Source organism: Mycobacterium sp. Root135 (assembly GCF_001426545.1).
Classification (GTDB): domain Bacteria; phylum Actinomycetota; class Actinomycetes; order Mycobacteriales; family Mycobacteriaceae; genus Mycobacterium.
Genome location: NZ_LMEZ01000004.1, coordinates 139,213 through 159,679, shown reverse-complemented (window position 1 = coordinate 159,679; position 20,467 = coordinate 139,213). Strand labels below are relative to the sequence as shown.

Sequence of the window (20,467 nt, the reverse complement as noted above, 5' to 3'; positions counted from 1 at the left end):
CGACGCTCCCTGACCTCAACCTGTCTACGGAGGACATCGTGTGGGCCGTTGACTCTGATCGCAGATGATCGTTCTCGATGCGTCTGCCGCGGTTGCGGCACTCCTCAACGACGGTCAGGCGCGCCGATACCTCGCCGACGAGCCGATCCACGCCCCGCACCTGGTGGACGTCGAGGTGGTCAGCGCCTTCCGTCGACAGGCGGGTGCGGGGCAGCTCGCGGAACGGCCTGCGCGCCAAGCGCTCTCCGCGTGGAAGCGCGTCGGCCTCATCCGGTACGCAACCACACCGCTTATGGAACGCATGTGGGAGCTCCGCGACTCGGTGACCGCGTACGACGCGGTCTACGTTGCGCTCGCCGAGAACCTTGGGTGCGCATTGGTGACGGCGGACGCCCGCTTGGCCGCTGCTCGTGGACCTCGGTGTGCTGTCGTCGTAGTCCCGAACTAAAACCATTCCGATCGCCCACCATCGGTGCCACCATGGAACGCATGGCTGACGAGATGACGTCCGAACGCGAGTTCAACGAGCGCAACATCGCGGAGTTCCGCGGCAACGGTGGAAAGGTAGGCGGGCAGTTCGAGGGCTTCCCGCTGCTGATCGTGACCTCGACGGGTGCCAAGAGCGGTGAGCGACGCGAGAACCTCATCGGCTACTTCGACATCGACGACACGATCTACGTCGTCGGCTCGGCGGCCGGCCGCGACGCCAGCCCGGGTTGGGTGTTCAACTTCCGCGCCGACCCGACCGTCACCGTCGAGCTCGGGGCAGATCCGCCGACGCAGATGGTCGCCCACGAACTGCCGAGGGCCGAGCGCGACCGCGTCTACGACCTCATCGTCGAGCGGGCGCCCGGCTTCGGTGAGTACCAGAAGAAGACCGACCGGGTCATCCCCGTCTTCGAACTCGCCGCCAGCTGACGCGGACTACTCCGATTCGAGGGTGACGCGGTCCCCGCTCCGAATGGTGCCCGCAGTGACGACCTCCAAGTACGCCCCCGCACACGGCAACACGCCCATGTCCAGTGCGGCAACTCGGTTTTCGGCTGCAGGGGTGCGTAGCGCCCCGGGATCCCGTGGCAACGAGCCGTGCTCAAGCGTCGGGATGACGCATCGCGGCGTCGGGCCGATGGCGCGTAACCGTACGTCGCCGACGACGAGGGTGCGACCCGTCCACTCGTTCTCGGCGTAGGCCGGGTAGCCGGGCGGCGTCGAGATCACCAGATTGGGGCGGTAGCGCTGCGCTTCGGTGCCGATCTGCTCGAGGGTCGCGGTGGTAATGACGTGCACTGGCGCGTAGTCGGTGAACGAGGTGCCCGGGGTGGCCTCCGCCAATTCCAGGATGGGGGCGTCGACCTCGGCGTCCACACCGAATTCGAGCACCTGCTCGGGATCGGCCCGCTCCACCGAGGCGCCCGCAGGTCGACTGCGCGACAGGCGAACCGGTCGGGCGACAAGTGCGGACAGCCGCGCGTCCACCTCGTCGGCATCGGCCGATACGACGGCTCCGTCGGGCATCTGGATGCTTACCCGGCCGGAATCGACTGTGGCGCTGCACGTTAGGAGGCTCCGCCACAGCCGCGCCTGCTTGGCGCTGGCCACCCGGCCGGTCTCCTCGTCGATCAGTGCCAGCCGGCGGTCGTTCTCGACCCCCTGCTCGTCGACGAACATGACGTCCACGGCTTCACCGAGCATCGACTTCACCGGATAGCGGTACAGGGTGCCAACCTTCATGTGCACGTCCACGGCGGCAGTGCTCATGTCGACACCCTAGTGTCGACGAACAGCTCGCCCCACTCGTCCGCCACGGCTGCGCCGGCGTCGGAGTCGGGGACGGGGTGGCCGCTGGCCGCCGCCACCAAGGCCCGGCCGAGTGCGAACGGCGACAGCCCGCGTCGGGTGCTCACGTCCACCAGCTCGGAGAAGGCCTCCTTGGCGTCGCACCGCCGCAAGCCAACCAGCACCCCCAGGGCCAGGTCGAGAGTCCGGGTTCCAGAATGCTCGTCTGCCCACGGGTCGGCGACGCGGCTACTGCCATTCACTAGCGGTTCTCCTCTTCGGCGACGGCCCGGAGCCTTACGCGAATGGGGCCGTTCTCCCAAACGATAGCCCCGGTCGCGGTCCCGCAGACGGCTTTTGACCTTGGAGATCGCTGTCCGATCAGGCCTGTCCGGTGGACATACGCGGCGCACGCCGTCAACGAACGATGACGATCGTCAACACGCGATGACGCCCCCGCCCGGGCCATGCCCAACCCTCGCGCCAACACATTGTGGGCGGATGAGCCCACCGTTTAGCGGCACGCCGTCGGCCCTGGTCACGCCAGAAACAATGGCCACACGGGTATCTTCGTATGCACGATGACCACCGCAGATGCGTCGGCGAACCGGAGTTTCACCGCGAAGGGGCTCGCGACGCGCGAGCGCATCCTGCGGTCGGCCGCCGACGTCCTGCTCGCCGACGGACTGACGACCTTCAACCTGGACAAGGTGCGACAAGCCGCGTCGGTCAGCGGTTCCCAACTCAACCACTACTTCGACGACCGGCAAGACCTGATCCGCGCCGTCGTGAAACGCCAGGTCGAGATCGTGCTGCAGTTCCACCGCCAGCCGAAGCTGGGGGGACTCGACACCTTCGAGGATTGGGAGCAATGGGCCACCCTCAACGTGCGCTACCTGCGCAAGGTCGGCTACCGCGGCACGGCCACCTATCACGCGCTGGCCGGTCAGCTGGCGAAGTCGGATGACGCCACCCGGCAGACGTTCGCCGACGGATACTGGCGCTGGGTAAACCTTCTCGAAGACTCGTTCGCCCGGATGAAGAGTCGAGGCCTCCTGGTCAACTCGGCCCAACCTCGACAGCTCGCGCTGGTGGTGGTGAGCCTGCACCAGGGCGCCGGGTTGCTGGCCTTCTCCTACCGGCAGGAGTGGCCCCTGGCGGACGTCACCAGATTCGTCGTCAACTACGTGCGCATGTTCGCGAAGGACCCCGACGAACGCGTCCCGCGCCCGGCACGCAAGTCCCGACCCCGCCGCCGCCCGCACCGCGTGGACCCGGACGCGGCCCCACGGTTCACCGCCAAGGGCATGGCCACCCGGGCCCGGATCATCGACGGCGCCGCCGAACTCATCTTCGAGCACGGGGTCAACGGCACCAGCCTCGACGACGTCCGCCGCGCCGTCGGCGTCAGCGGATCGCAAATCTCCCACTACTTCACGGACAAGCAAGATCTCACGCGTCAGGTGATCGCGGCGCGCACCGACTTCGTCGTCGCCTTCCACACCCAGGAGGCGCTCGGTCGCCTGGACAGCCTCGAGTCGTTGCGCGCCTGGGCCGATCTGTGCTGGACCCAGGCCGGCGAGAACTACCTGCGGGGCGGCTGCGTCTACGGCTCGCTCACCGGCGAACTGCTCGAAGCCGACGACGCGGTGCTCGACGATCTCGCCGACGGGTACGAGCGGTGGCTGCAGGTGTTCGAGGACGGCCTGTCCGCGATGTGCCGGCGCGGTGAGCTGACCGACAATGCCGATCCGCGTCACCTCGCCGTCGCGATGGTCGCCGCGCACCAGGGCGGCACGTTGCTCACCCACGTGACCGGATCCGTCGAACCCTTTCGAGCTGCCGTCGACGCGTCGCTCGACTACGTCGCCGGCTTTGCCGTGACGACGCGCAAGCGGCCCTCGAAGACGAAAAAGTCCTCCTAGCAACCCTTTCACAGCACATTGGTAGACATCGCTCTGGACGATATGGGTGGCATACCCCAGAATAATGGGACGTGACGCCCAATCAGTCGTAAGTCATTGGCCCGGCGTCGTGGATCGGTACGACGAAGGGGCTCATCATGGGACTGGCATGGCAGCAGGGGCCATTGGCCTCCCGTTCGGCCGGTCACTTCCTCACCCCCGAGCCCTTGCCGACGCTGTTGTTCGCCGAACCCTTGCGCCGTCGGATGCGGGTCCGATTCGGCGACGCCTGGATCGCCGACAGTCAGGACGTGGTGCTGTTGCACGAGCCCGGCCGTTATCCGGTCGCCTACTTTCCGCGCGAAGACGTGACACCGGGGGTGCTCGTCGACGACGGCCACGTCACCGAACACGCCGACCTGGGGCCGGTGACGTGGTTCGGCGCCCGGGTCGCCGACCGCGAGGCCAAGCGGGCGGCCTGGCAGTACGCGGCACTGCCCGACCATGCGAGCGCGCTCGGCGGGCGCGTCGCCTTCGCGTGGCGGGCGATGGACGCCTTCTACGAAGAGGACGAACGCATCCTGGGGCATGCCACCGACGCCTACCACCGAATCGACATCCGAAGCACTTCAAGGCATCTGGTCGTCCGCGACGGTGAGCGCGTCGTGGCGGACACCGCCCGCCCGCTGGCGCTCTACGAATCGGGCTTCGCGCCGCGTTGGTACGTGCCCCGCGAGGACGTCGACGAGACTGCGCTGCAACCGATGGAGGGGCAGACCTTCTGTCCCTACAAGGGATTGGCGAGCTACTGCGCCGTCGGCGACCGTCCGCGGGCGGCCTGGTCGTACCCGAACGCCTGGACCGAGGTGCAGCGCGTCAGCAACTTCGTCTCCTTCGAACCGGACAAGGTCGACGTCTTCCTCGACGGCGTGAAGCTCAACCCCGAGCCTGGGCAAACCGTAATCGCCCACGGGGTCGACCGCGGCCTCGACGCCGACGAAATCCGCGCACGAACCTAGAGCAAAGACGTTGGGAGAGAGCATGGCAAGGGTTTACGACGTCATCGTCCTTGGCGGCGGACCGGTGGGCATCAACGCCGCCGACCGTGCCCACGCGGAGGGTCTGTCCGTCGCGCTCGTCGAGCGTGAACTCGTCGGCGGTGAGTGCAACTTCTGGGGATGCGTGCCTAGCAAGTCGCTGCTGCGCCCGGTGCTGGCCGTCGCGGAGGCACGTAAGGTCGACGGCGCCCGCGAAGCCGTCGTCGGCGCGATCGACGCTAAGGGCGTCTTCGCCCGCCGCGACCGGTACGTCACCAACTGGGACGACGCCCCCGTCGCCGACGTGGTTCTCGGCATGGGCGTCGACCTGGTTCGTGGGCACGCCCGCCTCGACGGGGCACGACGCGTCGTCGTCACCACCGCGGAGCGACGGCTGGAACTGCACGCCCGCCACGCGGTGATCGTGTGCACCGGCAGCACCGCCGCGGTGCCCAACCTTCCCGGCGTCGCCGAGGCCAAGCCGTGGACCAACCGCAGGGCGACCGACAGCAGTACGGTCCCGGCGCGGCTGGCGGTGGTGGGGGCCGGGGGAGTGGGCGTCGAAATGGCAACCGCCTGGCACGGTTTGGGCTCGCGGGTCACGCTTTTGGCGCGTACCGCCGGGCTGCTTCCGAGGATGGAGTCGTTCCTCGGCGAGCACGTCCACCGGGGCCTCGTGGAGGCAGGCGTCGAGGTGCGTACCGAAGTGCTCGTCACCGAGTTACACCGCCCCGGTGGAACCGGACCGATTCAGGTCACCCTGGACACCGGCGAGCGGCTGGAGGTCGACGAGATCCTCTTCGCCACCGGTCGGACACCGAACACCGCCGACATCGGGTTGGAGACCGTCGGGCTCGCGCCCGGTTCGTGGCTCGACGTCGACGACACCTGCTTGGCCCGCGGGGTCGACGGCGACTGGCTGTACGCCCTCGGCGACGTCAACCATCAGGCGCTGCTGACCCACCAGGGCAAATACCAGGCGCGCGTCGCCGGTGCGGTGATCGGGGCCCGCGCCCACGGGCGAACGTTGGACTCAACCCCGTGGAGCGCGCACGTGGCCACCGCGAACGATCTCGCCGTCCCACAGGCCTTCTTCACCGACCCAGAGGCGGCGTCGGTGGGGCTCACCAGTGCCCAGGCGACGCAGCGGGGGCACCGGGTGCGGACGGTCGACGTCGACATGGGGCAGTCGGTGCCCGGCGCGAACTTCTACGCCGACGGCTACACGGGACAGGCACGCATGGTCGTCGACGAGGACGACCAGACGTTGCTCGGGGTCAGCTTCGTGGGGCCAGGGGTGGTGGAGATGTTGCACTCGGCCACGGTCGCCGTCGCGGGTCGGGTGCCGATCACCCGGCTCTGGCACGCGGTGCCGTGCTTCCCGACGATCAGCGAGGTGTGGCTGCGGCTGCTGGAGGCGTACCGGGACGGCGTTCCAGCAGGTCAGCGAGCTCGGTGATGTTGGTGGCCAACAGGTTTGGGCGGGGGACGCCGTCTGCGATCAGCGGCGCATTGCCGGGCCGGGTGATCAAGGCGCTCTGCATGCCTGCGCCTTGAGCTCCGATCGTGTCCCAGGTGTGCGCCGCCACCATCATGCAGTCCGAGGCGTCGACCCCGAGCTGCGCGGCCACCCTGCGGTAGAGGTGAATCGACGGCTTGAACACGCCGAGGGTGTCCACGGTGAACTGGTGCTCGAAGAAGTCTCCGAGCCCGGCGTTGTCCAGCGGCGAGGCCACGTCGGGGCGATGAGGCGAATTGGTCAGGGTGACCAGGCGGTAGCCGTCGGCCTGCAGGCGCGCCAAACCCGGGGCGACGTCGGGGTGCGCGGGCATCGTGCGCATTCGCTCGGCCAGTGAGTGCAGGTCGTCGCCGGTGGGCACCACGTCGCGGATCGTCGCGACCATCTGCAGGACCGCTCGGCCGAGGGTGAAGAAGTCGACGTAGTAGCCGGACAGCGTCAGCGTCATCGAGTAGGTGACGAGCTCGCCGAACCACGTGCGAAGGACGTTGGCGTCGCCAAAGATTCGCTCGAAGTGCGGCCCGAGGGATTCGATGTCGAGCAGCGTCTCGTTGACGTCGAACACCAACACCGACGGTGTGCCGGCAGCAGACGGGGAGTCGAAGTTCGTCATCATTCCACTATGGGTGGCGTCACCCAATTTTGCGAGTGTCAGGACCCGTTTATTTGCGTCGCCGCAGGTGGTTGACTGACGACGAGATGAAACCGAGTGGCTACGACCCCGACGTGCTGGCCCCTGGGCTGGACGTGGTGTTCTGCGGCATCAACCCGGCCTCCAGCGCCGCCGCCGACGGACACAACTTCTCGAACGCGAGCAATCGCTTCTGGCCGGTTCTGCACCTGGCCGGGTTCACCGACTCGCGCGTGCGGGCCGAGGACGAACGCCAGCTGCTGACCTACGGCTGCGGCATCACCGCGGTGGTGTCGCGCCCGACGCCGACGGCGGCCGAGATCAATGCCGAGGAGTTTCGCGACGCGCGGCCCGCCTTCGAGGCCAAGATGCGCCGGTATCGGCCCCGGGTCGTCGCGTTCCTCGGCAAGCGTGCGCTGTCGGCCATGCTCTCGACGCCTGACGTCGCCTGGGGCAGACGGCCAACGGCTTTCGCCGGTGCGACCGCCTGGGTCCTGCCGAACCCCAGCGGCCTCAACCGAGGCTTCACCCTCGACGCGCTCGTGTCGGCCTACACCGAACTCCGCACCGCCGTACCCCGACGCTGACGACGTCCCCAACGATCACCACGAGTCAAACCATCGTCTGAACACCGTTCTCTCCCTTACCGTCCTCCCACGTGACCACCGCCAACCTCAACCGCCGCCGCGCGCTCCAACTACTCGGACTCGCCGGCGGAGCACTGGCATTCGCGCCAGCTCTCGCCGCGTGCGGCTCCGAGGGCAGCACCGCGGCCCTGTCCACCACCGCCCCGACGGGCGGACGCTTCGACGGCGTCACCCTCAAGTTGCTGGTCAACCAGCCGCACGTGACGTCCTTCCGCGACGTCCTCGCGCCCAAGTGGAAGGACGCGACTGGCGGCACGCTCGAGGTCACCGCCGCGCCGTATGACCAGCTGACCAGCAAGCAGATCCTCGACGTGCAAAGTGGCACCGGTGAATTCGACGTCTTCGACTACTTCTACTTCGGCCTCGGCGATCTCGTCGACGCCGGCGCGCTCACCGACCTCACCGGGTGGATCGACGCCAACGGCGACAAGATCGGCACCAGCTGCTATCTGAAGTCCATCTACGACCCGTACACGCTGCTCGACGGCAAGCGCTACGGCCTGCCCTACGACGGCGACGTCCACATCCTCTTCTACAACACCGAACTCTTCGACCGGTACAAGGTGACCCCGCCGACCACCTGGGACGAGTACGACGACGCCGCCGCCAAGATCACCACCGACGCGAAAGGCGCCGCCTACGGTGCCATCGTCTCCGGCCAGCAGGTCCCGATGATCCTCGGCTGCTCCTACATCAACCGGCTCACCGGCTACGGCGGAAACCTGTTGGACGCCAAGGGAAAGCCGGAGCTCACCTCCGACGCCTCGGTCGCCGCGCTGACCCACCTCGTCAAGGTCAACCCCGTCGCGTTGCCCACCCCGCTGCAGATCGGCTTCGACCAGGCCAACACCGCCTTCCTCACCGGGCAGGGGGCGATGCTAGACACCTGGACCGACATGGCCCTGCGCGCCGAGGATCCGACGGCGTCCAAGATCGCCGGCAAGTGGGGCGCGCTCTCACTGCCGGTGGGCGGAAGCAACAAGACCCCGCGCACCGCGCTCGACGCCGGCTTCGGGCTCGGCATCTCCACCGCCACCAAGAATCAGGACGCCGCGTCGGCCTTCATCGCCTGGGCCACCGCCGCGCCGCAGAACCTGGTCATCTCCTCGACCGCAGGCGCCGGCATCGACCCCATCCGCGGCGAGGTGCTCGACTCCGACGGCTACGCCAAGGTGGTGACCAAGGCCATCGGCCCCATCCGCCAGGGTCTCAACGGCGACCCGCTGGTGTGGCCCAAGGAGGCCGGCGCGCCCCAGTTGTTGCAGGGCTTGGTCGACCAGCTTGCCTTGGCCGTCAACGGCACCCAGACGGTCCAGCAGTCGCTGGAGAACTCCCAGAATCAGTGGGACAAGGCCCTGGCCTAATCGTCGAGTTCGATTGCCGCCTCATCCCGCCCATACGTCCTCCACGTAGTGGTCGGACGCCACCAACCCCTCGAGCCATTCCTTCGCCGCCGCGTCATCTGCACCCGTACGTGCGCTGTAGATGGCTCGGAACGCCGCCCGCACCGCCGGCGCCATCCGACCCCCGTCACCACAGATGAACACGTGGGTGTTCTTCGCCGGATCGCCCAGCAACTCCCAGACGTCGTCCGCATCGGCGGCGATCCGATCCTGCACGTACTTGACCCCGTCCACGGGAGCCCGCGAGAACGCCGGACGCATCCGCACGATGCCCTGCCGCTCGCCCTCCTCGAACGCCTCGCGGAAGATGTAGTCCACGTCCGGATCGCGAACGCCGAAGAAGCACAACGCCGGTGAGAACGGTTCGCTCGCCTGCTTTGCCGCCAACCTGTCACCGAGGAAGCCGCAGAACGGTGCGACGCCCGTGCCAGCACTCACCAGGATCACGTTGCGGTTCGGCTCCGCGCCCGCCCGGAACGCCTGCCGCGCCGGGTCGATCCTCGCCCGGATCCGTGTACCGGGCGTGACCCCCGCCAGATGATTCGACGCCACCCCCTTGAACAGCCCGTAGCCCGACCGCGCCGGAGTGTCGAGCACGCTGACGATCAGCGCCACCTCGTGCGCCGACAACTTCGACGACGACGCGATCGAATAGTGCCGTGGCGTCATCGGTTCCAGTAACTCCAGCAGTTCGGCACCGGTCAGTGCGCACGCCGTGAACTGCGCCAGGCACTCCAGCGGGCTCAGCGCACACGGATCGTCCGAGTCGGCCAACGCCTCGAGCGCCTTCCGTTCCGGCTCGCAAGGGTTGACCGCCGCCATCTTCTTCAGTTGGCTGCGCGTCGCCGGCTTCCGCAACTCGACGAAGTGCGTCAGCAACTCGCGCACGCTCACCTCGCGGTCCAGCGCGATCAGCCGTCGCGACGTGCGCCGCGGATTGATCGACAGCCGCAGCTTCGGGTCGATCTGCAGCAGCTCCAGCACCGTGTCCACCACCTCGGGCGGATTGTCGGCCAGCACCGTCAGATGGTCACCCGTCGAATACGACACGTCCGCGGGAAGCGCCACCCGGACATAGTGTTTCGCCTGACCCGGCACGTTCACCAACTCGTCGTTCAGCGTGACCGTCATCGGCTGCACCGCGAACCGCTCGTCGATCGCCGCCGTCAGCGGGCCCCCGATTAAGCGCAGGTCGTACAGCGGCTCGTCGTTCGTGGTCAGCGATACGGCATCCGGATCGCCGTAGTGTTCCGCCAACGCCGACCACAACGCCGTCTCGAACTCCTCGAGCGTCCCCGTCAGGTCACCCGACGTGTCCGCCGCCGCCCTCGGCATCAGCTGCCGTCCACCGAGCGCCGTCAGCCGCTCGTCGTAGATCTTGGGCACGGCCTGGTACGTGTCCGCCCAGTTGTGATCGCCGACGCCCAGCACCGCGAACAGCGGCTCATTCGGGAGGACGGCATCATCGGACTGCAACCACGAGTAGAACTCCCGCGCGTCATCCGTCGGCTGACCGTTGTACGACGACGCGACGATCAGCACCGCATCGGCCTTGGGTAACCCGCCCACCGCCGTGTTCAATGCCGCTACCGTTGCGACGCAACCGATGTCGGTCGCCTCCTCGGCGAGCTGCTTGGCCAGTGCCCGGCAGGTGCCGAGATTCGAGCCGTGCAGCACCGCCAGCGTCGTCCCCGCCCGAACTGGCGCCGACGCCGACGTGGCGACCGCCGTGGCAGGAGCAGTCGCCACCACCACCCGCTCCTCCGACGTTCGCCGCACCAGCTCCACGGAGAACTCGACGGGACGTCGGCTCATCCCCTCCCACTGCAACACGTAGTGCTGCGAGTCGATCAGCCGGTAGCGGTGCACCAGCCGCGCGAGCAGCATCGCCGCCTCGTGCAACGCGAACTGCCGCCCGATGCACGACCGCTCCCCGGTGCCGAACGGCTTGAACAGCGCCGTCGACCGGCCCTCGGCGACATCGGATTCGAACCGGGACGGGTCGAACAGCTCGGGGTTGTCGCCCCACTCCGGCTGCCGGTGCAGCGCGCCGGTCAGGATCGTGACGGCCTCGCCCGCCTTGACCGGATAGACGCCGCCGATCACCGTGTCCGCCAACGCCATCCGATCGAAGTTCAGCACCGGTGGCGACAGGCGCAGCGTCTCGCTGATCACCTGACGCAGGTAGGCGAGCTTGCCGATGTCGTCGTACGTCGGCAGGTAGTCGTCGTCGGTACCGAAGACGGCGTCGACCTCGGCCTGCACGCGGGCCAGTACGGCGGGGTGGTGCACCAGGTTGTAGACGGCGTTCGGCATGAGCTCCGACGTCGTCAGCTGCCCGGCGATCAGGAACGTCATGATCTGGTTGCGGATGTTGTCGTCGGACAGGGCTCCATCGGCGCCGAGCATCACGTACAGCAGATCGCCGGTACCCCCGCCGGAGTGTCCGGCGATCAGCTCGTCGAAGTACCCGTGCAGGGTGGCCAGCTCCGCCTCGAACGCCGGGGACTCGCCGTTGGTGAAGACCTCGGTCAGCGCGTTGGTGAAGCTCTGCGGAATGGGTGCCAGGCCGTCGTAGTCGTACGACTCGAACTGCGCCCCGAATCCCGCCAACCCGACGGTGTCCATGGCCAGCTTCTGCAGATCGCCGGACACGTCGACCGGCCCCACCCCGACGCGCGCGTCCCACCGCGCGACCAGCTGCTGGTTGATCGCCAACATCGCGTCGTGGTAATTGCGCAGCCCGGAGTAGCTGAAACCGGGCATCAGAACGTCGTGTGCCGTCTGCCAATTGGGCTCGCCGTGGAAGGCGGTGAACAAACCGTCCCCGGCCAGCGGCCGGACCCGCGCCAGCGACGCCGTCAAGTTCTTGGCGAACCGGCTCTCGTCGCACAGCTCCTCGACGAGTTCTCCGGAGCACGCGTAGAGCTTGCGGCCGCCGCTCCAGTCCCCATAGAAGAGCGGGCCGTACGTCTCGGCGAGCACGTCGATGGGCAGGGCATAGGGGCGGCCTGTCAGTTCCGCGGTGGGCAGGGACGCGGTCGGGACGTCGGCCAGCATCGGGGGAGGGGACGGCGCGAACTCGGGCATTGGCGCAGCATAAGCGGGCCGGCCCGCCGATTTGACGACAACGTCACTAATTGCGGTGCGCGAGCCCCGCCTGGAAAGCCTGGTGAACAACCGTCGTGGGGAGCCGGAGTTCGTCGGCGCGACGGCAGGGAAAGCGGGTCCGCGATTCGCAGTGCTGAAATGCGTCGGAAGGGGGTACTCCCGCCTGCACACGACGGCAGCGAGAGACGGGGTCCGCCATGGTCCAGTGGCTGGACGGGTTGCAGCAGCGCAGCCGGGCAGCGGGGTTCGTCATCGGCGTCGTCTACAAGTACGTCGACGACCAGGGTGGCTACCTCGCCGCGCTGATCACTTACTACGCCTTCGTGTCGCTGTTCCCCCTGCTGCTGTTGCTGACCACCACGCTCGGCGTGGTCCTGGCGGGCCACCCCGAGCTGCAGCAGCAGGTGCTCGAGACGGCCGTCAGTCAGTTCCCGGTGATCGGTCAGCAACTCGGGCAGCCGCAGCAGCTGTCCGGTGGCACGGTCGCGGTGGTCGTCGGCATCGCGGGTGCCCTCTACGGCGGGCTTGGCGTCGGGGTGGCCGTGCAGAACGCGATGGACACCGTGTGGGCCGTGCCGAAGCACCGCCGTCCCGACCCGATCCGCGGCCGTGTCCGCAGTCTCGTGCTGCTGCTCGTCCTCGGTTCGGCGGCGATCGCCACGACGGCGCTCGCGGCGATCGGCCGGTCGGCGGAGTTCCTCGGATGGTGGGGCAAGGCGGGGTGCGTGGTGGCGGCGGTGGTCATCAACGCCGCGATCTGCCTCATCGCGTTCCGGGTCACCACCACGCGCAAACTGACTGTCCGACAACTACTTCCGGGTGCCGCCGTGGCCGCCGTGGTGTGGCAGCTGCTGCAGTGGTTCGGAGCGGCCTACGTCACCCGCACGGTGACGTCCGCCAGTGCGATCAACGCCGTGTTCGCCGTCGTGTTGGGGCTGTTGGCGTTCCTGTTCCTCATCTCGGTGACGCTGGTCATGTGCGCGCAGATCAACGTCGTCCGAGTGGACCGGCTGTACCCGCGCGCATTGTTGACGGTGTTCACCGACGACGTCGAGCTGACCCCGGCGGACCGCAGGATCTACGCGCGGAAGGCGAGGGCCGAGCAGGCCAAGGGCTTCGAAACGATCCGCGTCAGATACGAGGAGGACGCGGACGAGGAACGGTAATCAGTACACGTCGCGCACGTAGCGCTTCTCCCGCTTCAACGAGTTGACGTAGTCCGTGGCCGCGTCGTCGTCCATCCCGCCGTGCGCGGAGACGACGGTGTGCAGCGCGTGGTCGACGTCCTTGGCCATCCGCGTCGCGTCACCGCACACGTAGAAGTGCCCGCCCTCTTCGAGCCAGGCGAACAACTCGCGGCCGTGCTCCAGCATCCGGGTCTGCACGTAGATCTTCTCCGGCTGATCGCGAGAGAACGCCAGCTCCAACCGATTCAGCAGTCCCGACTCCTGCCAACCGGTGATCTCGTCGGAGTACGCGAAGTCGTGCGCGCGGTGCTGATCGCCGAAGAACAACCAGTTCCGGCCCTTGGCCCCTCGCAGGGCACGCTCCTGCAGGAACGCCCGGAACGGCGCCACGCCCGTGCCGGGGCCGACCATCACCATCGGCACGTCGTCGTCGGCGGGCACCCGGAAGGACTTGTTGGGCTGCAGGAAGATCTTCGCCTTGGCTCCGCGATCGGCCAGGAAGGTCGAGCAGACGCCACCGCGCTCACGGCCGTTGGACTGGTACCGCACGGCCGCGACCGTGAGGTGGATTCGATCTGGATGCGCCAGCGCGCTCGAGGAGATCGAATACGCCCGGTGCTGAAGCGGTTTCAGCAAGCCGAGGAATTCCTCGACACTGAGGTCGTCACCGGCGATCCGCAGTATGTCGAGCACGTCCTTGCCGTACAGCCAGCGGTCCAGCGTGTCCTTCACGCCGCCGCGCAGCACGTACGACAGCTCCTCGTTGTCGGCGCGGTTCTCGACCTCGCCAAGCAGATCCTTCGACGGCGCACTGATCTCGTACTTCTGGCTCAACAGCTTCCCGAGAGGTTCGCCGTCGACGAGCGTGCCGACCGACATCCGGAAGTGCTCGACGATCGCGTCCACCAGTTCCGGGTCGTTCTCCGGGATGACGGCCAACGCGTCGCCGGTCTCGTACTCGATTCCGCTGTCCGCCAACGCGAATTCGACGTGCCGGATCTCCTTGTCCGAACCCGGCCCCGACAGCAGCCGGTTGGTGGCGACCTCCGCGGTGAACGGGTTCTTGCGCGTCCACCCCGACCGGGCGACCGCACTCGGCGCAGGCGTGCTCGGCATCCCCGTCGCACCCGAGGTCGGCACTAAAGCGGTCAGCGCATGCTGAATCCACGCCGCGGCATCGGTCTCGTAGTCGACGTCGCAGTCCACCCGCTGCAACACCCGCGTCGCCCCCAGCTGCTCGAGGCGCATGTCGAACAGCTTGCCCGCCTGACAGAATCCGTCGTACCCGGTGTCGCCGAGGGCCAGCACTCCGAACGACACGCCCTCCATCCGTGGCGCGACGTCGGCTGCCAGTGCCTCCCAGAACAACTCGGCGTTGTCGGGCATCTCGCCCTCGCCGTAGGTCGACGTCACGATCAGCACGTACTTCAGGCCCGCGAACTCTTCCAGCTCGATCTCGTCGAGCCCGCTGACCGTCACGTCGAACCCCTGCGACTTCGCCGACGCGGCAGCATCGTTGGCGACACCCTCGGCGTTGCCAGTCTGCGTCCCGTAGAGAATCCGCAGCGACGGCCCCGGCTCAACCTGGTCGGCGACGGCGGGAGGCGGCGCGTTGACGCTCATCGCCAGCCGCGAGTGCAGCCCGGCCAGGAAGCCCGAGATCCACGCGCGCTGATCCTCGTTGAACGGCGCGTCCTGCGGGATGTAGGCGATCTTCGTCATGCGCTCTCCAACGACTCGAACGACGCCGCGACGTCTGGGATCGACTGTGCGGCAAACAACTCCTCGAACGACGGCAACCTGCCGATCCGTTCGACGTTCTTGCTGTCCTGATGCAGGATCCACCCGTACGTGCCGGGGCTGTCCGTCGACAGCACGTTGCGCTGGGTCAGGGCCGCCTTGTAGTCGGTGATCCGCTTGTTCGCGACGAACACCGCGAGGTTCTCGTCGGTGAAACCGTCGACGGCGTCGCGGGCGTACTTCTGCAGCTTCTGGATGAGGTAGAAGTCCTCGGTCAGCACCAGGTTGCGCACCGCCTTGCCGACGCGTGCGTCGGTGACGTCGGTGACACCCGGCAGGCGTGAAAGTGCCAGTTGCTGAGCCATGTTCAGCACCGTGTACGTGTTGAGCAGCGCATACATGTCCTCGGTGTCTGTGACGCCGTAACCGGGCACCGCGCCTCCGAGCACGTACTCGTCGGCACGGTAGGACCGCTTGAACTTCGCGACCTGATGGCCCGCCAGTGCAGTGGCCAACTCGTCGAGCAGCTCCTTGCGGGTCTTGGACGACAGGATCGCGTCGGCGTCCTGGTACTGCAACAGTGCCCGCGGCATCGCGTACACCACGTGCGTGCGAGTGGTCTCCCAGTCCGCCAGCAGGTCGGTGGCCTTCACCGAGCCGGTGGCCGCCACGTGCCACTCCAGCAGCGTGCGGGCGGCCACCTCGTGGAACGGCGCGTCGGTGATCGACCCCAGCTTCACCGAATCGGCGCTCACCTTCGACGGCAGATCGCCTGCCGGGTCGTACTGGTAGAGGAAGCCGCCGCTCATCCCGTTGGCGACGCCCTTTCCGAAGCCGCCGATGTTGAACACCGCGCCGTTGGTCATGTACTCGCACAGGAACTCGCCGACGCCCTCGACCACCGCGGTCGCACCCGAGTTGCGCACCGCGAACCGGTCGCCCGCCTCACCCTCGACGAACAGCCGCCCGCCCGACGCGCCGAACAGCGCGAAGTTGCCGATCAGCACGTTGCCGCCGGGATGCGCTGAGCCACCGCCGGGGGAGCGCACGGCGATGGTGCCGCCGCACTGGCTCTTTCCGACGCCGTCGTTGCAGGTGCCCTTGTGCGTCAACGTCATTCCGTCGTTGCAGAACACGCCGTAGCTCTGGCCCGCCGACCCCGTCGTGGTGATGACGACGCTGTCCGGCAGCAGGTAGCGCCGACCGCGGTCGTCGGTCGCCACGGCGAGACCGTCCGCAATCCCGTCCGGTCCAGGGTGATTCAGCATCCGCTCGATGTCGATCGCCAACTGGCCGCCGACGCTCTTGTTCATGTTGCCAAGTGCCACCGGGTCGGTGACGACGCCGTCCAGGTTCAGCTGAGCCAACAGCGCGTCGTCGACCGCGTAGTCCTTCTCCAGGTAGATCGGGTCCTCGGGCACGAAGCCGTGCGCGGACGCGAGCATGGCCCGCAGGTCCAGCTGGCCGATGCTGGAGGGGTGATCCAGCAGGTGCAGCAGATCGCTGCGCCCACGGGCATGTCGGAGCGACGGCAGCCCGAGCGTTGCCAGGATCTCCCGCACCTCGTGGGAAATGTTCAACAGGTACTGGGCCAGCGCGCGCGGATCGCCCTCGAACGCCTCGGCGTTGGTGGTCAACCCGGCCGGGCACTTGATGTTGCAGTTCTTGGCCATCACGCACTTGAGCATCATCAGCGCGGTGGTGCCGAACTCGTAGCTGTCGGCCCCCAGCAGAGCGGACTTCACGACGTCGCTTGCGGTCTGGTGTGCGCCGGACGCCCGCAGCACCACCTTCTGCCGAATCCCGTTGGCCACCAGCGCCTGATGAACCTCGGCGACACCGATCTCGGCGGAGCGGCCCGCGTACTTCAACGACGTGACCGCCGCGGCGCCGGTGCCGCCGGTGTTGCCCGCGACGTTGATGACGTCGGCACCCGCCTTGGCGACGCCAGCGGCGATGATGCCGATGCCTTCACTGGAGACCAGCTTGACGATGACGCGGACCCTCGCGGCCTTGCAGTCGTGGATGAGCTGCGCCAGGTCCTCGATCGAGTAGGTGTCGTGATGCGGTGGCGGTGAGACGAGCTCGACGCCGGGGGTGCCGCCGCGGGCCGCCGCGATCTGCACCGTGACCTTGGGTGCCGGAAGCTGGCCGCCCTCACCAGGTTTGGCGCCTTGACCGATCTTGATCTCAAGCTCACGCAGCATCGGATCGGCGAGGTAGCCGGCCCACACCCCGAACCTGCCGGAGGCGAACTGCTTGATGCGGGAGCCGCGAATGGTGCCGTAGCGGGTGAGGTGCTCGCCGCCCTCGCCGCAGTTCGACAGGCCACCGACCATGTTGGTGCCGTGCGCGACGGCCTCGTGGGCCGGCGCCACCAGCGCGCCGTGGCTCATCGCACCCGAGGTCAGCGTCGCGGCGATCTCGTCGGCCGGTTGCACGGACGGCAGCGGGATCGAGTCGGGCGCCGACCGCAACTGCCCCAGATACTTCCGTGCCCGGCCGCGTGCGGTCAGCCACAACCGGTCACCGACCACGTCGTGGTCGACGATCTCGTCGCCGAACCGGTGCACCAGCGAGTCCGCCAGCGCAGTCAGCCGCCCCGGCGAGTGAGTCAGCCGCAGCGTGAACTCGTCGCCGACCCGAACCAGCGTCAACCCCCGCACCAGATAGGAGTTGTTGCCGAACTGCGCGAACTGGCCCATCTCGGAACGGAATTCCTCGGCCGTGTGCACGAAGTTGACGTCCGCCGGAAACGCCAGCACGTCGCGAAGGGCAGCCGGGCGGCGCGTCCGCTCGGCGTTGACCGCGAACACGAAGCTGCGGTAGCCGGGCGTGATGTCGAAGCTGTTGATCGCCCGCGGCGTCATCTCGTCGAAGCTGTTGTTGCGATAGGCCTCGTCGTCGAGACCAAACGCACCCTCGAGTTGGTGCAGCGGCAGCGTCCTGAGGAACAGGGGATCGGCCATCTGCGCGTTCTTGGGCCTGGCCTCGTCGCCGAAGGAAATGGCTTCCTCCGTCATGTCGATGAAGCCACGCACCGCGGTCGTCCCGTAGGAGTGCCCGGCGCCCTCGGCCCGCTCCTTGAACAGACCGAGCAGCGGCACGTCCTTCTCGTCGCCGACTTCGACTGCGCGGGCGTGCCATTCGGCGGAGGTGTCGGACAGCGTGCGGAATCCGACGCCGCCGACGACCGAGATGACGTTGGGGAAGTACTTGTTCAGCACCGGCCCGTTGGTGTCGAGGTAACTGGGTTCGAAGAACTCGCCACCGATGTAGCTCTCCACCGTGCACAGCCCGACGCGACCCATGGTCTTCATCAGCGACTTCTCGGCCGCCTTCTTGAACCGCTTGAACGCCGTCGTGATCGCAGTCTCGTCGGAACCGAACTTCTCCTCCGCGCGCATCTGCACGCTGAGTGAGTAGACCGCCGACGCCCCGAATCCGAGGATCGTCGCGACGTGATGCGACGAGCAGACCTGCCCGCTCTCCACGATCACCGACACCCGGCGGCGGAGGCCCTGTTCGATGAGCCGCTGGTTGACCGCCGAGATCACGATGGTCATGGGCATCGCGGCGAGCTCGCTGGTGACGTGGCGGTCCGACATGACCGCGATGCCGCCGGATTCGCGGGCGAAGGCCTCGACCTCGTCGCATAGCTCGTCGATTCCGGCGATCAGCGCGGCGGCGTTGGCCGCCCCGTCGTCGAGCACCACGCGGTACCGACTGCCGAACCGCCGCACCGGCGTCTGCTTCTGGTCGCGGATCTTCAGCATGTCGAGATGGGTGAGGATCGGCGAGTTGATCACGATCTGCGGCGCTGGCGTCGCACCGCTGTTGGGCTTTGCGCCGAGCGCCACCCGCAGCGTCATCCCGTCGGCCTCGCGGATGCTGTCCAGCGGCGGGTTGGTCACCTGGGCGAACCGCTGCGAGAAGTACCGCGCAATGCCGCCTTCGTGATTGGACAGCGCGTTGATCGCCGCGCCGTACCCCATCGCGGAAATCTTCTCCTGCCCGGTGGCGAGCATCGGGTCCATCAGGAACTTGAAGCTCTCCTGGTTCAACGAGTACGCCACGTACCGCTGATAGCGGTTCAGGTCGCCGTTGTAGCGGGCGGGGGACAGCTGCCCTTCCGGCGGGACGGCGGGCAACTCGTCGAGGTTGACGCGGGACTCGGCCACCATCGCCGGGTAGTCGTGTTGCGCTGCAAGCATTTCCAGCGCCTCGACGGTGGTGAACGAACGCCGCCGGGAGTGGTCGTAGTACAGCATGCCGCCGGCCTCGATCCGGCCGCGCTTGGTCACCTCGTCGGGCTCGAAGTACAGCTGGCCGGCCTCCGACATGACGCCCAGATACTCGGCGGTCTCGACGGTTCGCAAGGGGCGCAACCCAAGTCGGTCGAGCCGGGCGCCGATGTAGCGACCGTCGCCGAAGATCAACGCCGCGGGCCCGTCGTTCTTCTCCTCGTAGAGGCTGAAGAACTCCAGCATCGCCCGCACTTCGGGGGACAGTGTCGGGTCGTTCTCCCACGCCGGCGGCATCATCGCGACGACGGCGGTGACGAGGTCGAGATCGTCCTCGAGGACGCGGTTCTGCAGCGTCTGGTCGAGCCGGCAGCTGTCGGACTGGCCGTGCGGCCGGATGATCGCGCGGTTGCGGGCCAGCGCGATGGCGTTGTCGGAGAGCCGGTTCTTCTTGTCGGTGTTGAGCTCGCCGTTGTGAGCCATCAACCGAAAGGGTTGGGCCATGGTCGCATTCGGCGCGGTGTTGGTGGAGAACCGCGTGTGGAAGAACATCGAGTGCACTTCCATCGACGGGTCCGACAGATCGCTGAAGTAGGGGACCACTTCGCCTGAGTTCAGCCGCCCCTTGAGCACCTGCGTGCGGGCGCTCAGCGACAGCGGGTACATGCCCTGAAGTTCGGGGCGGGTGTAGGCGACCTCTTCGATGGCCATCAGGGCGTCGTGGATGCTGCGGTCCGACAGCGGGCCGCCGTTCGACGTGGCGAAGACCCACTGGCGGATGGGCAGCTGATACTTGACCGCGGCCGGCCTGATGGCTGTGTCGTCCACGGGCACCTCGCGTTCGACGAGGATGTCGAAACCGCGATCGGCGAGTGCTTGTCGGACGACCTGCTCGGCCTCGGCGTGGAACGCCGGGTCGTTGGGCAGGAAGAAGTTGCCGACGCCGAAGACACCGAGGTCGAGGTCGGGGCGGCCGGTCACCCTGCGGAAGAACCGCAGCGAGAGGTCGAGGTTGACGCCAGCGCCGTCACCGACGCCCTCCGACGACATGCCGCCGCGGTGCGGGACCGCGCACAGCGCCTCGTGCAGCTTGCGGATGACCTCGTGGGTCTGGCGGCCGTCCTTGCGCGTCAGGAAGCCGACGCCGCAGCTGCTCTTCTCCTGATCCGGGTCATACAGTCCGACCACCGAGGCTCACCCCTTTGCACGTACGTGGCATGTAGCAACACCCGGGGCCTCGTCGTTGAGCATGGGCGAGCACAAACACC

At 67.7% G+C, this 20,467-nt stretch carries 14 protein-coding genes; 8 read left to right on the top strand and 6 right to left on the bottom strand.

Annotated features, from left to right (window positions below; all coding sequences use genetic code 11):
- Positions 1-64: 64 nt before the first annotated feature.
- Together ASD37_RS08515 and ASD37_RS08510 are read left to right on the top strand one after the other, a co-directional pair.
- On the top strand, positions 65-448 hold the full coding sequence (locus ASD37_RS08515) for a type II toxin-antitoxin system VapC family toxin (RefSeq protein ID WP_056550546.1): 384 nt from the start codon (positions 65-67) through the stop codon (positions 446-448).
- Between the two features lie 41 nt (positions 449-489).
- Positions 490-918: a nitroreductase/quinone reductase family protein gene (locus ASD37_RS08510; protein ID WP_056551001.1), complete on the top strand. Its 429-nt coding sequence runs from the start codon at positions 490-492 to the stop codon at positions 916-918.
- Positions 919-924: 6 nt separating this feature from the next.
- On the opposite strand, the gene ASD37_RS08505 is transcribed toward ASD37_RS08510, so the two are convergent.
- Both ASD37_RS08505 and ASD37_RS08500 read right to left on the bottom strand, forming a co-directional pair.
- Entirely contained in the window at positions 925-1,758 is an 834-nt protein-coding gene (locus ASD37_RS08505; RefSeq protein ID WP_056550545.1) for an MOSC domain-containing protein, read from the bottom strand.
- Complete coding sequence (locus tag ASD37_RS08500) at positions 1,755-2,039, bottom strand: ANTAR domain-containing protein (protein ID WP_156720797.1); 285 nt, start codon at positions 2,037-2,039, stop codon at positions 1,755-1,757. The genes ASD37_RS08505 and ASD37_RS08500 overlap by 4 nt, the downstream gene beginning before the upstream one ends.
- 318 nt (positions 2,040-2,357) lie before the next feature.
- Here ASD37_RS08500 and ASD37_RS08495 point away from each other — a divergent pair, with 318 nt between their 5' ends.
- The 3 genes from ASD37_RS08495 to ASD37_RS08485 all read left to right on the top strand — a co-directional run bounded on the left by ASD37_RS08495 (position 2,358) and on the right by ASD37_RS08485 (position 6,176).
- Positions 2,358-3,701, top strand: a complete 1,344-nt coding sequence (locus ASD37_RS08495; RefSeq protein WP_056550543.1) for a TetR/AcrR family transcriptional regulator — start codon at positions 2,358-2,360, stop codon at positions 3,699-3,701.
- A gap of 137 nt (positions 3,702-3,838) precedes the next feature.
- Positions 3,839-4,699: a DUF427 domain-containing protein gene (locus tag ASD37_RS08490; RefSeq protein WP_056550542.1), complete on the top strand. Its 861-nt coding sequence runs from the start codon at positions 3,839-3,841 to the stop codon at positions 4,697-4,699.
- A 22-nt stretch (positions 4,700-4,721) separates the two neighbouring features.
- Positions 4,722-6,176 (top strand): NAD(P)/FAD-dependent oxidoreductase, encoded by a 1,455-nt coding sequence (locus ASD37_RS08485; protein ID WP_056550541.1) that lies wholly within the window; start codon positions 4,722-4,724, stop codon positions 6,174-6,176.
- Here the strand turns inward: ASD37_RS08485 and ASD37_RS08480 are convergent.
- A complete protein-coding gene (locus tag ASD37_RS08480; RefSeq protein ID WP_056551000.1) occupies positions 6,106-6,849 on the bottom strand; it encodes a haloacid dehalogenase type II in 744 nt (247 codons plus the stop codon). The genes ASD37_RS08485 and ASD37_RS08480 overlap by 71 nt on opposite strands.
- An 86-nt stretch (positions 6,850-6,935) precedes the next feature.
- Between ASD37_RS08480 and mug the strand changes: the two genes are divergently transcribed.
- Positions 6,936-7,454, top strand: a complete 519-nt coding sequence (gene mug / locus ASD37_RS08475) for a G/U mismatch-specific DNA glycosylase (protein ID WP_056550540.1) — start codon at positions 6,936-6,938, stop codon at positions 7,452-7,454.
- Positions 7,455-7,525: 71 nt separating this feature from the next.
- Entirely contained in the window at positions 7,526-8,878 is a 1,353-nt protein-coding gene (locus tag ASD37_RS08470) for a sugar ABC transporter substrate-binding protein (protein ID WP_056550539.1), read from the top strand.
- Positions 8,879-8,899: 21 nt separating this feature from the next.
- On the opposite strand, the gene ASD37_RS08465 is transcribed toward ASD37_RS08470, so the two are convergent.
- Positions 8,900-12,007, bottom strand: a complete 3,108-nt coding sequence (locus ASD37_RS08465) for a cytochrome P450 (RefSeq protein ID WP_056550538.1) — start codon at positions 12,005-12,007, stop codon at positions 8,900-8,902.
- Between the two features lie 218 nt (positions 12,008-12,225).
- On the opposite strand from ASD37_RS08465, the gene ASD37_RS08460 reads away from it, so the two are divergent.
- Positions 12,226-13,194, top strand: a complete 969-nt coding sequence (locus ASD37_RS08460; RefSeq protein ID WP_056550537.1) for a YihY/virulence factor BrkB family protein — start codon at positions 12,226-12,228, stop codon at positions 13,192-13,194.
- On the opposite strand, the gene ASD37_RS08455 is transcribed toward ASD37_RS08460, so the two are convergent.
- Together ASD37_RS08455 and ASD37_RS08450 are read right to left on the bottom strand one after the other, a co-directional pair.
- On the bottom strand, positions 13,195-14,937 hold the full coding sequence (locus ASD37_RS08455) for a sulfite reductase subunit alpha (RefSeq protein WP_056550536.1): 1,743 nt from the start codon (positions 14,935-14,937) through the stop codon (positions 13,195-13,197).
- Positions 14,934-20,387, bottom strand: coding sequence for a glutamate synthase-related protein (locus ASD37_RS08450; RefSeq protein WP_056550535.1), 5,454 nt, complete (start codon positions 20,385-20,387; stop codon positions 14,934-14,936). The genes ASD37_RS08455 and ASD37_RS08450 overlap by 4 nt, the downstream gene beginning before the upstream one ends.
- Positions 20,388-20,467 lie beyond the last annotated feature (80 nt).

Coding starts and splice junctions, on each gene's coding strand:
- ASD37_RS08515 (WP_056550546.1), top strand. CDS start 65: ATGATCGTTCTCGATGCGTCTGCCGCGGTTGCGGCACTCCTCAACGAC.
- ASD37_RS08485 (WP_056550541.1), top strand. CDS start 4,722: ATGGCAAGGGTTTACGACGTCATCGTCCTTGGCGGCGGACCGGTGGGC.
- ASD37_RS08510 (WP_056551001.1), top strand. CDS start 490: ATGGCTGACGAGATGACGTCCGAACGCGAGTTCAACGAGCGCAACATC.
- ASD37_RS08505 (WP_056550545.1), bottom strand. CDS start 1,758: ATGAGCACTGCCGCCGTGGACGTGCACATGAAGGTTGGCACCCTGTAC.
- ASD37_RS08460 (WP_056550537.1), top strand. CDS start 12,226: ATGGTCCAGTGGCTGGACGGGTTGCAGCAGCGCAGCCGGGCAGCGGGG.
- ASD37_RS08455 (WP_056550536.1), bottom strand. CDS start 14,937: ATGACGAAGATCGCCTACATCCCGCAGGACGCGCCGTTCAACGAGGAT.
- ASD37_RS08480 (WP_056551000.1), bottom strand. CDS start 6,849: ATGACGAACTTCGACTCCCCGTCTGCTGCCGGCACACCGTCGGTGTTG.
- ASD37_RS08465 (WP_056550538.1), bottom strand. CDS start 12,007: ATGCCCGAGTTCGCGCCGTCCCCTCCCCCGATGCTGGCCGACGTCCCG.
- ASD37_RS08495 (WP_056550543.1), top strand. CDS start 2,358: ATGACCACCGCAGATGCGTCGGCGAACCGGAGTTTCACCGCGAAGGGG.
- ASD37_RS08490 (WP_056550542.1), top strand. CDS start 3,839: ATGGGACTGGCATGGCAGCAGGGGCCATTGGCCTCCCGTTCGGCCGGT.
- mug (WP_056550540.1), top strand. CDS start 6,936: ATGAAACCGAGTGGCTACGACCCCGACGTGCTGGCCCCTGGGCTGGAC.